15 protein-coding genes are annotated in these 12,853 nt (G+C 47.8%); 5 read left to right on the top strand and 10 right to left on the bottom strand.

Going from position 1 to position 12,853, the window contains the following annotated elements; translation table 11 throughout:
- Positions 1 to 645: a Smr/MutS family protein gene (locus tag ACN0R8_RS08045; protein ID WP_417596565.1), complete on the top strand. Its 645-nt coding sequence runs from the start codon at positions 1 to 3 to the stop codon at positions 643 to 645.
- Between the two features lie 97 nt (positions 646 to 742).
- Here the strand turns inward: ACN0R8_RS08045 and ACN0R8_RS08050 are convergent, their stop codons facing one another.
- From ACN0R8_RS08050 to ACN0R8_RS08060, 3 genes are all read right to left on the bottom strand, one after another.
- Positions 743 to 1,678 carry a DUF4892 domain-containing protein gene (locus ACN0R8_RS08050; RefSeq protein ID WP_417596566.1) on the bottom strand — a complete coding sequence of 312 codons (936 nt, stop codon included), beginning with the start codon at positions 1,676 to 1,678 and terminating at the stop codon, positions 743 to 745.
- Positions 1,679 to 1,825: 147 nt separating this feature from the next.
- Complete coding sequence (locus ACN0R8_RS08055) at positions 1,826 to 2,695, bottom strand: alpha/beta fold hydrolase (RefSeq protein WP_417596567.1); 870 nt, start codon at positions 2,693 to 2,695, stop codon at positions 1,826 to 1,828.
- A 70-nt stretch (positions 2,696 to 2,765) separates the two neighbouring features.
- Positions 2,766 to 3,551, bottom strand: coding sequence for an alpha/beta hydrolase (locus tag ACN0R8_RS08060; protein ID WP_417596568.1), 786 nt, complete (start codon positions 3,549 to 3,551; stop codon positions 2,766 to 2,768).
- Between the two features lie 213 nt (positions 3,552 to 3,764).
- Here ACN0R8_RS08060 and ACN0R8_RS08065 point away from each other — a divergent pair, with 213 nt between their 5' ends.
- Positions 3,765 to 3,899, top strand: a complete 135-nt coding sequence (locus ACN0R8_RS08065) for a hypothetical protein (RefSeq protein WP_417596569.1) — start codon at positions 3,765 to 3,767, stop codon at positions 3,897 to 3,899.
- Positions 3,899 to 4,855 carry an AEC family transporter gene (locus tag ACN0R8_RS08070; RefSeq protein ID WP_417596570.1) on the top strand — a complete coding sequence of 319 codons (957 nt, stop codon included), beginning with the start codon at positions 3,899 to 3,901 and terminating at the stop codon, positions 4,853 to 4,855. Before ACN0R8_RS08065 ends, ACN0R8_RS08070 begins: the two co-directional genes overlap by 1 nt.
- A gap of 104 nt (positions 4,856 to 4,959) precedes the next feature.
- On the opposite strand, the gene ACN0R8_RS08075 is transcribed toward ACN0R8_RS08070, so the two are convergent.
- The 6 genes from ACN0R8_RS08075 to ACN0R8_RS08100 form a co-directional block, all read right to left on the bottom strand.
- Positions 4,960 to 5,859 (bottom strand): alpha/beta hydrolase, encoded by a 900-nt coding sequence (locus ACN0R8_RS08075; protein WP_417596571.1) that lies wholly within the window; start codon positions 5,857 to 5,859, stop codon positions 4,960 to 4,962.
- A 3-nt stretch (positions 5,860 to 5,862) separates the two neighbouring features.
- The gene (locus ACN0R8_RS08080; RefSeq protein ID WP_417596572.1) at positions 5,863 to 6,330 is read right to left on the bottom strand and encodes a SixA phosphatase family protein; all 468 of its coding nucleotides are present in this window, start codon (positions 6,328 to 6,330) and stop codon (positions 5,863 to 5,865) included.
- 5 nt (positions 6,331 to 6,335) lie between these two features.
- Positions 6,336 to 6,650, bottom strand: a complete 315-nt coding sequence (locus ACN0R8_RS08085; protein ID WP_417596573.1) for a DUF4389 domain-containing protein — start codon at positions 6,648 to 6,650, stop codon at positions 6,336 to 6,338.
- A 36-nt stretch (positions 6,651 to 6,686) separates the two neighbouring features.
- Positions 6,687 to 7,709 carry an NAD(P)H-dependent glycerol-3-phosphate dehydrogenase gene (locus ACN0R8_RS08090; RefSeq protein WP_417596574.1) on the bottom strand — a complete coding sequence of 341 codons (1,023 nt, stop codon included), beginning with the start codon at positions 7,707 to 7,709 and terminating at the stop codon, positions 6,687 to 6,689.
- 49 nt (positions 7,710 to 7,758) lie between these two features.
- Complete coding sequence (locus ACN0R8_RS08095; protein WP_417596575.1) at positions 7,759 to 8,601, bottom strand: glucosaminidase domain-containing protein; 843 nt, start codon at positions 8,599 to 8,601, stop codon at positions 7,759 to 7,761.
- A gap of 84 nt (positions 8,602 to 8,685) precedes the next feature.
- Entirely contained in the window at positions 8,686 to 9,693 is a 1,008-nt protein-coding gene (locus tag ACN0R8_RS08100; RefSeq protein WP_417596576.1) for a D-alanyl-D-alanine carboxypeptidase family protein, read from the bottom strand.
- Positions 9,694 to 9,895: 202 nt separating this feature from the next.
- Here ACN0R8_RS08100 and ACN0R8_RS08105 point away from each other — a divergent pair, with 202 nt between their 5' ends.
- Positions 9,896 to 10,840 (top strand): D-2-hydroxyacid dehydrogenase, encoded by a 945-nt coding sequence (locus ACN0R8_RS08105; RefSeq protein WP_417596577.1) that lies wholly within the window; start codon positions 9,896 to 9,898, stop codon positions 10,838 to 10,840.
- A gap of 15 nt (positions 10,841 to 10,855) precedes the next feature.
- Positions 10,856 to 11,554, top strand: coding sequence for a 16S rRNA pseudouridine(516) synthase RsuA (gene rsuA / locus ACN0R8_RS08110; RefSeq protein ID WP_417596578.1), 699 nt, complete (start codon positions 10,856 to 10,858; stop codon positions 11,552 to 11,554).
- A gap of 65 nt (positions 11,555 to 11,619) precedes the next feature.
- On the opposite strand, the gene ACN0R8_RS08115 is transcribed toward rsuA, so the two are convergent.
- Complete coding sequence (locus ACN0R8_RS08115; protein ID WP_417596579.1) at positions 11,620 to 12,558, bottom strand: patatin-like phospholipase family protein; 939 nt, start codon at positions 12,556 to 12,558, stop codon at positions 11,620 to 11,622.
- Positions 12,559 to 12,853: the final 295 nt, after the last annotated feature.

The following is a 12,853-nucleotide window of genomic DNA, read 5'->3' on the forward strand; positions in this document are numbered from 1 at the left end:
TTGCGCCAAATCAAGCATCTGGTATCGTTGCCCGATCACGAATACCGAGCCAAAACCATGAGTAAAACCTTTCAGCCTGATGATCACCTTCCGGATGACGACCTTAATGATATGGATCTTTTCCACTCAGCTATGAAAGGTGTAAAACCGATCAAAAGTGACAAGGTGCTCCTGAAAACTCCGAAAAAGAAAGATATCAATACAGAAACCAAACGCGCTGCAGCAACCGCCGCAGAAGAAAAGTTCATCATAGACAATCTTTCCGAAGGTAATATTCCTGACCAGAAGCCCAGTGACATCCTGAGCTTCAAAGTTCCCGATCTGCCAATTCGAACCTTTCAGGAACTGAAAAAAGGAGAGATTAGCTGGCAGGAGGGCCTAGATCTGCACGGTCAGAATACTGAAGAGGCACGCTCAGAGCTTTATGCCTTTATTCAGGACTGCCGGGCAAGGCGCTTCCGGAGCGTGATTGTCGTACATGGTAAATCCTGGACAGAAGGCAGTGGCCGGGCGGAATTGAAATCCTACGTTAATATCTGGCTGCGCCAAATGCCCGAAGTGATCGCATTTCATTCCTGCCGCCCCGCCGACGGTGGTACCGGAGCGGTTTATGTCTTACTGAAAACCAAAGAATGGGGTGCCTGATCTTCCCTGGCGCTATACTTTAAAAGCAAAAGGGCAGATCCGAAGATCTGCCCTTTTTTCCTGAAAACATATCTGATTTTTTCAAACCTGAAGCAGACTATTTCTTAACAATCAGCTCAATACGGCCACCATAAGCCACCGAATCTTTAGTCGGAGCCAGAGCACCCAACCCTTTAAGCTCCAGCTTGTCGGCTGAAAGGCCAAGCTGCTCAAAAGAGCGCTGCAGTCTTGCTACAGCCTGCTCGGAGCGTTGCTGTAAAATCTCATCACTCTGCTTACCATAATGGTGAGCCACAAGCCAGAAGCGCTTGTCACTACGCTCTAACTGAACCGCCAGCTGCTGCAACTGCCCAAAGACACTATCTTCAAATGACCCATCAGCAGATACGGGCAAACGCACCCATCCGGTCTCAATCAAATCTTCATAGAGAGAACGTTTTACCCCCTTAGTGGTAACGGGTGCCGCCTCAACCTGGTAGTGAGTGACATAAACGTAGATACGGCCAGTTCCACGCTCCGTTATATAAACAGAGACATAGTCAGCCTGCCCATTCAGCTCTCTCCTGGCAGCGACATAATGCTGCTCCCGGTCCTCTCCATAAAGGGTCGAAACCTTAAATACACGATTGGCCCAATCGTTACTACTACCGCACTCACGACTACTGCATTGAAAGAGAATCTCACTACCTGAGCGCTGCAATTCAACCTGATAATGCTCCAAAATTTCATCGGTATCCCGGGTAGAGCGGATCCGGTACAAAGTCTGATTCAGTCGACCAGATGATAAACTCAGCCAACTCTCAGGAAAAGACTCTCCGCCTTTGTTCTGAATTCGCCCTGTCGCAAACAGGTGCTGATCCAGCTGCTGACTTTTCTCCATCTCTTTTTCAGCCAGCGGAAATGGCTGAAGACCTCCGGCTGCAAAAACCGGTGACGCCACAATAAAAGCCAATGCAGAGATCAATAGCCATAAATAGAAACGGTAAGCACTCTGCTGATAACCGGTATAACACTGTAAATTAGATAGGTTCACGATGATCCTCTCTGTTGTGCAACAAGTCCCTAGCAGCTAACTCTGACCAGTAAGGTAATGAAAACCGCTTAAAGACTAGACTACAGATTCGGTAAATAATTCTGTTAAGAGATATCTTTCTCTGATCCCACTCAAATAAAATTCAGATCAGGCACTTCCCCAGAATGCGATCAGGCTTTCAGCAACGGCAGTTACAGTATCCGGCTCCAGATGCAAGTGGTGGTTACCCGGCAGAACAACCTGTTCTATATCCGCCACCCGTTCTTTACGTAACCGGGTATTTTCTCTGTCCACAAGAAAGCCATGGTCACCAATAATCAATTGCGTAGGGGCTTTGATCGCATCACAGAAGCTATAGATCTGTGCTTCTGTCAAACGCACCGGAGAAGGAATCCTCAGTCGTGCATCTGAGCGCCAGCGCCAGCCATCCTCATCCTGTCGAGCTCCCCGTTCAGCCAAAGGCAGAGCGGCCTGATAACTGATTTCACCAATCCCTCGCATCCGGGCTTCTGCAGCCTCCTCTACAGAGGTGTAACAAGGCGGTGTCTTATAGGTTTGCAGCTTATAACGGCCTATAGCCTGAGTCAGCTGTTGAGGCGACTCTTCTGCCGGCGTCGATAGCGGTCCCAAACCCTCGATCAGTCCAACCCGACCAACCCAGTCCGGCATTGCACCAGCCATCAGAGTAGCAACACCCGCTCCCATAGAATGCCCCAGCAGGTCTACCTGCTCCCATCCCTGCGCATCCATGAGGAGCGCCATATCAATGACATTATCCCAGATATGATAATAAGAACCTTTCGGGCGATGACCGGAATGACCGTGCCCAACCAGATCGATTGCCCAAATATCCAGATCACAGGCTTCAGCCATTAGGGGGGCTACACGATTGAAGCTTTGGCAATTATCTAACCAACCGTGCATGGCAAGAACCGGCTTATGGTGACCCTTTCCCCAACGTAAACCGGAAAGGGAGATGTAATCAAGATCGATCTGAAACGGTATAGGTTCCTGCATGGCCAATGCCTCGGTCCGATGAAAAAAGCAATTTCAACCAGGTTTGCTTCGGTCAGTATCTCAACGCAGGTTATTGATCCTGCATCAGTTTAATCATGGCCTGAATCTCATCCGCTGTCGACTCCGGATACTCAAGTGGGAACAGGTGCCCACCATCAAGCGGTTTCCAGTTAAAGCCTGAACGACGAATTCCTCGGATCCCGTCCTCTGGAATGACCGATGCCTGATCGCTGGTTAATACGGATACCGGTACTTTTATTTTGCGTCCTGACCCCCAAAGGTTGTCAGCAATGCCGCAAAAAATTTTGTACTCTACCTCAGGTGAAAAGCTCAGTACACGCAGATCGCCTTCTGGTTTAGTACCCGAAGCAACATAGTCAGCAAGACAGCGTTTATCAAAATTCCGAAACAACGCCCGTGATTGCAGATACTCCAGAACAGCCTCTTCATCTGGCCAACTTTTCTTTCGGTAACGACTCTGGCGTGCCGGAGTGATACGGTCGATTCGCCCCGTACGCTTAGCTATTTTCAGCAGCCAAGGTCTGAGACCGGAGATATACAGAGGCGGGTCCAGTAAAACCAGTCCTTTAAAATAAGCGGGGGCTTTCAGAGCAGCCCGATAGAGCAGTACACCTCCCAGGGAGTGCCCCACACCCCACACGGGTTCTTCTGCGGCACTGATCAGAGACAACTGCTCATCCACCAGTGCATCCCAATTGTCTGAGACAGGCCAGCGGAGGTCATGCCCAATATGGGATACCCCCTGAACGTTAAAATTCCCAGCCAAAGCTTCAAACAAAACCCGATAGCTCCCCATAGGGAAGCCATTGGCGTGGGCAAAATGCAGAATTGACATAATAACTGACAGACTCCAGAGCAAACGTACGTTTGATTTTTATCACTTATGTCATAATGCACAAGTCAGAGATTATTCTGGGCTGTTAAATAATTAATCAACTTGCAGGAAAGCAAAGAGCGCAGTAAAGTCGTGCTCCCCTTAAAAGGAACCCCCTTCCGGCTGCATAATACCAGCCCCTGGGCTAAGTAACCCCTAAAAAAAGGAGCTGTTATGAGTCTTGACCCGGATAAATCCAAGCGCCCCAGCCGCTCTCCTGAGGTGAAAAAGAAGCGTAACCTAAGCTTCTTTATTACCGTGATAGCAGCGATAGTATTTGCCATCTGGCAGATCAGTCAGTCAAGCTGATGGACGCCCTACTTCACTCCCTTAGCGCGACGCTTCAAATTACCGCTCCAGTTTTTATTATTGTTTTTCTGGGTGTGCTTTTTAAGCAGTGGTGCTGGCTGGATGATCACTTTGTCAGGGTCGCCTCCACATTAGTTTTTCGTGTCACCTTGCCAACACTGGTTTTTTTGAATATCAGCAAAACAAACCTGCAAGAAAGTCTTGACCCCAGCGTTCTACTCTATGCCTCAGTAGTTACTCTGATTAGTTTCTTTTTTCTGATCTGGGCGGCGCGTGCTTTGGTATCCGTGCCCGCTGACAGAGGTGTATTTATTCAGGGAAGCTTCCGGGGAAATCAAGGTATTATCGGTATGGCTCTGGTAGCAAACCAGTTTGGTGAAGCAGGTTTGCCCATGGCTTCGTTACTACTGGGCTGCCTGATTATTATCTACAATATCCTGTCAGTGATTGCACTAAGTGCCTCTCAGCCGGAGCGTGCTGGAATGGGTTGGAAGCCGGTCTTGATGGATATCCTCAAAAACCCTTTGATCCTTTCAGTAGTACTGGCTCTGCCTTTCTCTTATTTTCAGTGGACTCTGCCACCACTACTACTTAAAACGGGCACCTACTTCTCTGGTATGACGCTGCCGCTGGCACTACTGTGCATCGGGGCCTCTCTGAGCCTTAAAGCACTAAGGGCGTCATCTCTGGCTTCCTGGGGAGCAACAGCAATGAAGCTTGCGATTCTTCCGGTTCTGATGACCTGGGGGGCTTGGTACCTAGGTTGGACGGGGCAGACGTTGGGGATTTTGTTCCTCTATTTTGCCAGCCCAACCGCTGCAGGCAGTTTTGTAATGGCTAAGGCGATGGGGGCCAATGGTCCTTTGGCAGCCAATATTGTTGCCCTGACAACGGTGGGATCAACTTTAACCATCACGCTTGGTGTTTTCTTTTTACACTGGTTGCAGCTGGTATAAATACATCAGCTTACAAGCCATTTTTGACAGCACTCAATATAAAAAACGCACTGCTACGCTAAATAACAGTGCGTTCTAACAGAAACTCAATCCGGTAAGCAGAATCAGGAAGGCTCTCCTTTGACCTTCGCCTTCAGAAAGCCTCCCAGCTCCCGTAAGGCTTCATCAGCCTGCGGTAAATAACGATGCAATAGCTGCCAGACGTGGGGCATCTGACTCCACTTACTGATTTGAACCGATGTGCCCGATGCTTCAAGCCGCTCGGCAAGACGCACACCATCATCTAACAGCAACTCCTGTCGACTGACCTGAATCAGGCAGGGCGGCAAGCTGGAAAGGTCACCAAACAAAGGGGACACTCCTGCTTCTGACACCGAATGATCACCCGCATAAACATGAGCAAAACTCTGCATCTGCGCTTTGTTCAGTACCATATCTGTCGCAGTGTTGGTATCAAGGCTTGGTGTAGAGCAGGTTAAGTCCACCCAGGGAGAGAGGAAAGCCGCCGCAGCAGGCAAAGGTCTGCCTGCAGATTTTAACCTCTGCATCAAGGCTAATGCCAGACCACCACCGGCGGAATCACCGGCAAATGCAATTTGGGAAGGGGTAACACCAATATCAAGTAACCATTGATAAGCGGCGTCAGCATCATCAAGACCGTCAGGATAGGGGCCTTCCGGCGCAAGACGATACTCAACAATTAATACACGGGCATGAGCACGATGAGCGATTTGCGCCGCCAATTCCCGATGAGTATCAATGGAACCAAGAACATATCCACCTCCATGCAGATAAACCACATAACGACGGGGAGTATCATGATCCCAGTACACCAACTCAGATTTGACTCCGTTGGTATCTTGCTCGCTGATAATCAAGCCATGTGGCCGACAGGGCTTTAACATAGCGCCTTCTAACTGGTCCCGCATTAGTCGACAATATTGATTAAGTCCCTGGCGATGCCAGAAGTCAAAACTCTGCCGGAAAGGTTCAAAGCTAATCACATGTTACTCCAGGTCATCGGCATGGATCACCGTTTCTAACCGGGCCAGACCTGCCCCCCAGATGTCTGCCTGTACAACCGTAACCGATGCTGTCGCCATAGGATAAAATCCAGTCTCATCGCCATCAAGCAACAGACTGGTCAGACGACTAACCAGGGGCTGATGGGTAACCAGCAAAACTGTTGATGCTCCCTGATTTTCACTCAACCACTGAAGTACCTGTACCGGATCCTCATCCGGAGTAATCAGACCAAGCTCATGGCAGGATTTCAACTCTGCATTTTTTTGGATTTCAGTACAGGTCTGTCGGGCTCTGATATAAGGACTGACATAGGCAATTGCCCCACTGAGATAATCAGCAATATGGCAGGCTACCTTACGCACATCAGCAATTCCCGCATCAGTCAGGCAGCGGTCAAAATCCCGCGGCGCCATTCCGGCTTCACCATGACGAAACAAAATCAGGCGCATCAGATTTAGTCCTGATCCGCAGGTTGATAAGGGTCTGCATCGGGTGACTCACCCTCCGGCCAGGCAGTAAAGGGGAAAGGTTTCTCTTCCCGATTATACGTCAGATAGCGATAAACCTGATAAGCGTACCGGGAGAGACTGGCACCCGTCTGCTGTAAAAACAGATTTTTATCGCCCGTTACGGCAATAAAAACGACCTGTAATAGGATACTTAGCCCCAGTAAAAGCTCCGCAATCTGATAAGCAACCACAAAGAACAGCATGAAGATGATGCGCAACCAAAAAACTTCCGTTGTGATACCCTGTTTTTTCTCACTCATTGCTCTACTCCTTCTTTCACTGGCAAACCCTGAAGATCAGGTTCTCGGCAATACAAACTCAACATCGGTACTTTGTTCACCGGACATTAAACCACGAATCACCTTCTCAACCGGCATATCGTTAAAAAGAACTTCATACAAACCACAAGCCAGAGGCATATATACCTGCATCTCAACCGCTTTATTTCTGACCAGCCGAATAGTATTAACGCCTTCTGCCACCTGCCCTAATTCATTCACAGCGTCCTCAAGTGACTTACCTTGTCCAAGAGCATAACCCACTCTGAAGTTACGGCTTAAGGGTGACATACAGGTGACAATAAGATCCCCAACGCCAGCCAAGCCTAAGAAGGTCATTGGATTAGCCCCCATGCTAACCGCAAAGCGACTCATCTCAGCAAGACTACGGGTAATCAGCATACTTCTGGTGTTCTCACCAACTCCCAGAGCCGAAGCCATGCCTGCTGCAATCGCATAGATATTTTTAAGCGCTCCGCCCAACTCAACACCAAATAAGTCATTGCTGGCATAAACACGAAAATAATCGCAACCCAGCACCTTTTGAATACTCTCACGGGTCAACTGATCATCACTGGCAACCACCGTTGCCGTCATCTGTTTCTGTGCAATCTCACTGGCAAGGTTGGGGCCACTCAGAACACCAATATGCTGACTTGGTGTATGCGTCTTCAGGATCTCTGACATCAGGAGAAAGCCTTCTTCCCGGATGCCTTTCGCGGTACTGATCATGATCTGATCCGGGCGCAACCGGTCAGAAACCTGATCAACAACAGATGCAAAGGCTTTACTGGGAATGGCTACAAAAATAATATCTGCACCGGAAACCGCTTCAACAACGTCGGTCGTCGCCCTGACATTAGCATTAATCTCATAATCCGGCAGATACCGTGTATTACGACGCTTTTCATTAATATCCTGTGCAAGCAGCTCATCACGCAACCATTGAGTTACCGGATACTGATTGTCCGCTGCGATACTCGCTATAGCGGTACCAAAGCTACCTCCACCGAGTACGGTTACGGCTTGTCTCTTAGTCATAATCACTCTTACTATTATTATTTCCGGCTGGCACTAAATATTCCATATTTTACCGGAGATACTCATCTGGCGCCTGTTCAATTAAATCAGCGTTGACCTGAACCATCTCTTTTAGCTCATCCACGTAGGCCTGACCACGCTGGGAATACCGCTTCAGATGCGCTGCAAGATAAACCGCTAGCACGCTTCCTTTAAGCTCAGGCTCTGCAGCCCTTGCCTGCCGAAAGTCGTCATAAGCCCAAAAACTATTCAGGTTCTTCAGATAGGCTCGGATACTGAGCTGCGGGGACTTAAAAACAGCAACCTCGTGATATGCCCCTTCAGACCGTTGGCTAGGCACAAGACCACACCCTTTACTAAAACACCACTGTCCAAAAAGGTTATTACCTTCCCGGGCAAAGCGGGAGCGCCCCCATGCCGATTCATTCGCAGCCTGAACCAAAACAAGTTCAACAGGAACAGGCTGTACTCTTATCAGTAACCGGCTTACCAGCGCCTTCAAAACAGATACATCTGATGGCAGAGAATCAGAGCCATCCATAAGCCTGTAATCTATCAGTAGTGAGTTCAGCTGTGATGATTGAACCGGGGTCAGTTGCGACAGATCCAATGTTTCAATCCAGCGCCGCTGCTCCAGGATATAACTATTTTCCAGTAGAACCATAGGTTTTAACAGCGTAAAAAAATCACGTTTTTTCTGCCGGATATCCTGAGTATCTTTTAGCTCAGCAAGGGTACGATCAAGCATTTTGGGAGCCTCAGCCACCCCTTGCTTTCCTGAGCCTTTGCCATAAAACATCTCACTCATTAATAAAAAAGGGATCAGCAACAGCAGAAAAGCTGAAAGCGATAAGAAGGGAAGCAACTCTTTACGATCAGAAGTTGAAGACATGATTAACCTTTGCAATAAAAAATGCACAGCATATGCCGTGCATTTTAAGAGACAGAATTTAGAGAAGTGTCACCACCAGTATCGTTAAACGACCTGAATATGCCAAGGCTCGTAACGTACACCAAACTGGTTGTCATCCGTATATCGCAACGTCAGGAATCCTAAATCCTGCAGTTTCTTGTATACATCCGTCTCCGCAAAATCTTCTGTGAAATTTCGGTAACCAAAGCCTACTTTACCAACATCAAAGTCTCCCACTGCATGGTAAGAGTACCCTGGTGGCGCCAGCGAACGGGACGCTTTAGACATGTTACCTTCAGCCTGAGCAACTTTAGACAAAAACAGGTACATCTGTTTGACCGTTCCCCGGATACCAGATGTCAAAACGATATCGTCACCCACGCCCTTTCTAAGCTTTTCATAAAACGCCAGCGACTTACCCCTGAAGAGGAAATGCCCTGTTTTAGGCACTTTAAGCAGATCTTTGGATGGAATACGTTGCGTTAAGCCTGCCATCACCTTTTCGCCGTAGAAACCATAAACATGGGCATCAGCAAAAAATAACTTTTCCAGATATTCAAGCTCGACCTTGGTGAAATCACCAACCTGGGAGAAGTTTTTGCCATATTTAATCATCTGATCAAAGCTGATTAAATTAAAATTCCCGTGCCCCACCGTACGCTGTACACGCGACATTCTGGCCAGGGTTTGTTTGACCAGTTTAAACTCTTCTGCAGAGATAAAATAATCGTCTTCAAAAACACCCTCAAAGTAGCGAATTTTCTTCATATAATCTTTGACTTGGGGGTCTGCTTTAACCGCTTCCAGGTCAGCCTGAAGATCCGCTACTTTATTTTCCATTCTGCTTGGGGCAGAAACCTCATGAAAGTCCGCTGCCGCTGCGTGTTCTTCTACGATGTCAGCCAACTGTTGAGGGACATCCGGCAGTGCAGAAACAGCCTTATCTTCAGCAACAGGCACCACAGCCAGGTCCGAGCCTTTGCTCTGTAACAGCTGACGCATGACGGAACCGCTACCTAAAGCAACAAAACCGCTGACTGACAATGCTTTTAAAATGCTTCTACGATCCACAACTACCATCCAGTGTCTGATCTGTAACCAAAGAGCCTAAAGCTTAAACTCTATCCCTTTTTCTGACAAGCCAACCTATCCTACTAAAGCACCTTTAAATCAGGCAAGAGGAAGATGTACATAATTGTATCGAAATAGTTGCTTATCAGCATGCAGTGAATCACTTAAAATGATTTTCAAAGTGACGTTAAAGAGAAACCGCATGCTAAAGAAAGGTGTTTTACTGGACGCTGCCAGTCTTGGTCATGATATTGATCTGAACAGGTTAAAAGAAGCGCTCGGCCAACTGAAGATATATGATAAAACCGAACCCAATCAGGTTGCCGAGCGTATTCAGGGTGCCGATGTCATACTGACAAACAAAGTTATAATCAGCGCCTCAGCCATTGCAAATGCAGATAACCTGAAACTGATCTGCGTATTAGCAACAGGCGTTAACAACATCGACCTCGAAGCTGCGAGTCAGGCAGGCATCCCCGTTAGCAATGCTGTTGCCTACGGCACTCACAGTGTCGCCCAGCACACTCTGATGTTGATGTTAATGCTTACGACCCGTCAACCTCTGTATCAGAGCGCTGTGGCTAATGGATCATGGAATAAAAGCCCATTTTTTTGTTTGATGCAGCATCCCGTTTCAGAGCTGGCAGGGCAACATCTCGTTATTGTCGGCTCGGGTGAACTGGGTCGTAAAGTCGCTCAGCTGGCAGAGGCTTTTGAGATGAAGGTCAGTTTCTCTGCACGGCCCGGCAATGAAGCCAATGATGATAGAGAGCCCTTAGATCAGTTACTCCCAAAAGCAGATATTCTATCGCTGCACTGCCCCTTGGCCGATTCAACAGAAAACCTGATTGATGCCAGGCGCCTCTCTTTGGCTAAACCAGAGCTAATGATCATCAATTGCGCCAGAGGCGGTATTGTCAATGAAAAAGACGTGTTGGCCGCTCTGAAAATGGGTAAAATCGGCGGCTATGGTACAGATGTTCTAACTCAGGAACCTCCGGTCAACGGCAATCCTCTTCTGGATGCTCTTCAGGAAAACCTGAACCTGATCATCACTCCGCATAATGCTTGGATTTCCCAGCATGCCCGACAGAATATTATCGATCAGACCACAAGATCGATCCAAACCTTCACCCAAACTCAGTGAGTAGCTAACTTAACTATGCGTCTTGATAAATTTATTTGCCACCACACAGGCATCTCTCGCGCCGAAGCCAAACGAGTTTTGCGCCAAGGGATGGTCACTTTTGATGAGCAGGTGGTGAAAGACCCTGGTTTCAAAGTCAGCAACGATATGGAAATTGAACTGAACGGCCAGATTCTCGGCGCGGTAAAGCCACGTTATTTTATGCTCAACAAAATGGCAAATACGCTGTGTTCCACCCTTGACGAGGAATATCCATCAGTACTTAGCGACATGGACCTCCCTCATACTAAAGGGCTTCACATTGCAGGTCGACTGGATGTCGATACTACAGGCTTGGTGCTTATAACAGATGATGGTCAGTGGTCTCATCAAATCACATCACCCAAAAAAGCATGCATGAAACGCTATCGTGCATGGCTTGCAGAGCCACTGGTCGCAGATGCAGAGCATCAGTTTACAAAAGGTGTCCAGCTGCATAATGAGCTTGAGTTAACCAAACCGGCCATTCTGGAACGTATAACCGATACAGAGGTGCTACTGAGCATCAGCGAAGGGAAGTATCACCAGGTTAAACGTATGTTCGCCGCTGTTGATAATAAAGTGATACAGCTACACCGGGAGCAGATTGGTGCAATCTGCCTTGATCCGGAACTGAGTGAAGGAGAATGGAGAGAGCTGACTGATCAAGAAATCGAAAGCGTCTGGTCAAAATAATTAGCACGCTCTACGTGGAAATTTCGCCGCAGCAGAAGGTGGTCGCCCACTTTCTGCAAAGCTTATCAGGCTTCATGCTCGTGCGGAATAACCACGTGCTGCTCTTGATTGCAGCCACCAGACTTTAAAGCCTTCAGACACTTTTCAGCTCGCTCGTAGCCAAGATTAATCATCTCTGTAGCCCGGTTAAACTCCAATGTACCACAGGCATTTCTGTCAACATCCACCACCAGGTCTGGCGGGTAAACCGCTAACTTCTGACGAGCGAGTGTACTCTGCATCGCATCAAATGCCTGGTTAGCAACATCGTAGGCTGACCAATCCCGCTCCTGTTTATCCGATTCTGTCCTTTGAAAGCCCTTAAAGAAGCGAGAGATTTTATTTTGCAGATCCGGGTTATCATTCTGCTCAATAGCAATTGATTGGCGCGGCATGGAAAACTCCTCCTGGACTGACGCCCCCAGGTTAACCGCAATTGTCAGATCAGTTTTATCACTAAACGTTGGAGCGATAGGCACCGGATTCAGAACCCCCCCATCAATAAGTGTCAGGCCATCCAACTGTACTGGTGTAAAAAATAACGGCAAAGAAATTGATGCTCGAATCGCCTGAAAAAGAGATCCCGAGTTGAGCCAGACCTCACGCTCTGCCTGAATATCTGTTGCCACTGCGGTATAACATATCGGAAGCTCTTCAATCGTCTGGTCACCCACAAGATCCGTTAGAGTGCTGATAATTTTATCCCCTTTAATCAACCCCCCACGCCCCCAGGAAATATCCATCAAGATAACCATATTTGCTTTCGTTATAGCCCGAACCCATGCCTCAAACTCATCCAACTTTCCTGCGGCATAAATACCTCCCACCAGAGCTCCTATCGAACTACCTGACACCGAAGCGATAGAAAAACCATGCTCTTCAAGCCAGCGGATCACACCAATATGCGCAAGCCCTTTAGCACCACCACTACCCAAGACTAAAGACACTGTCTTTTTTGATTCCATAAACTCTATACGCCTCGAAATAATCATTACCGCAAGCGGTACTAAGACAAGCAGAATATATATCCTGGTCTATATTGGCTATTTATTAATCCCCAAGCGCAATTCCTACAGGATACGGCACTGGTGAATTTTTCCTGCTAAGAAAATTAAATAACAAAAAGCGCTGTGTTAAAGCTGACAACTCGCAGCCACACCCTTCGGACAGGTATAAAAAAACCGCCATCCCAAATGGGAGGCGGCAGTTGCACTAATAAGGAACCTTCATGAAAAACAGGCTTTGACAAACCTGTGTCTT

The organism is Oceanospirillum sp., assembly GCF_048265165.1.
In the GTDB taxonomy this organism is placed as follows: Bacteria; Pseudomonadota; Gammaproteobacteria; order Pseudomonadales; family Halomonadaceae; genus Oceanospirillum.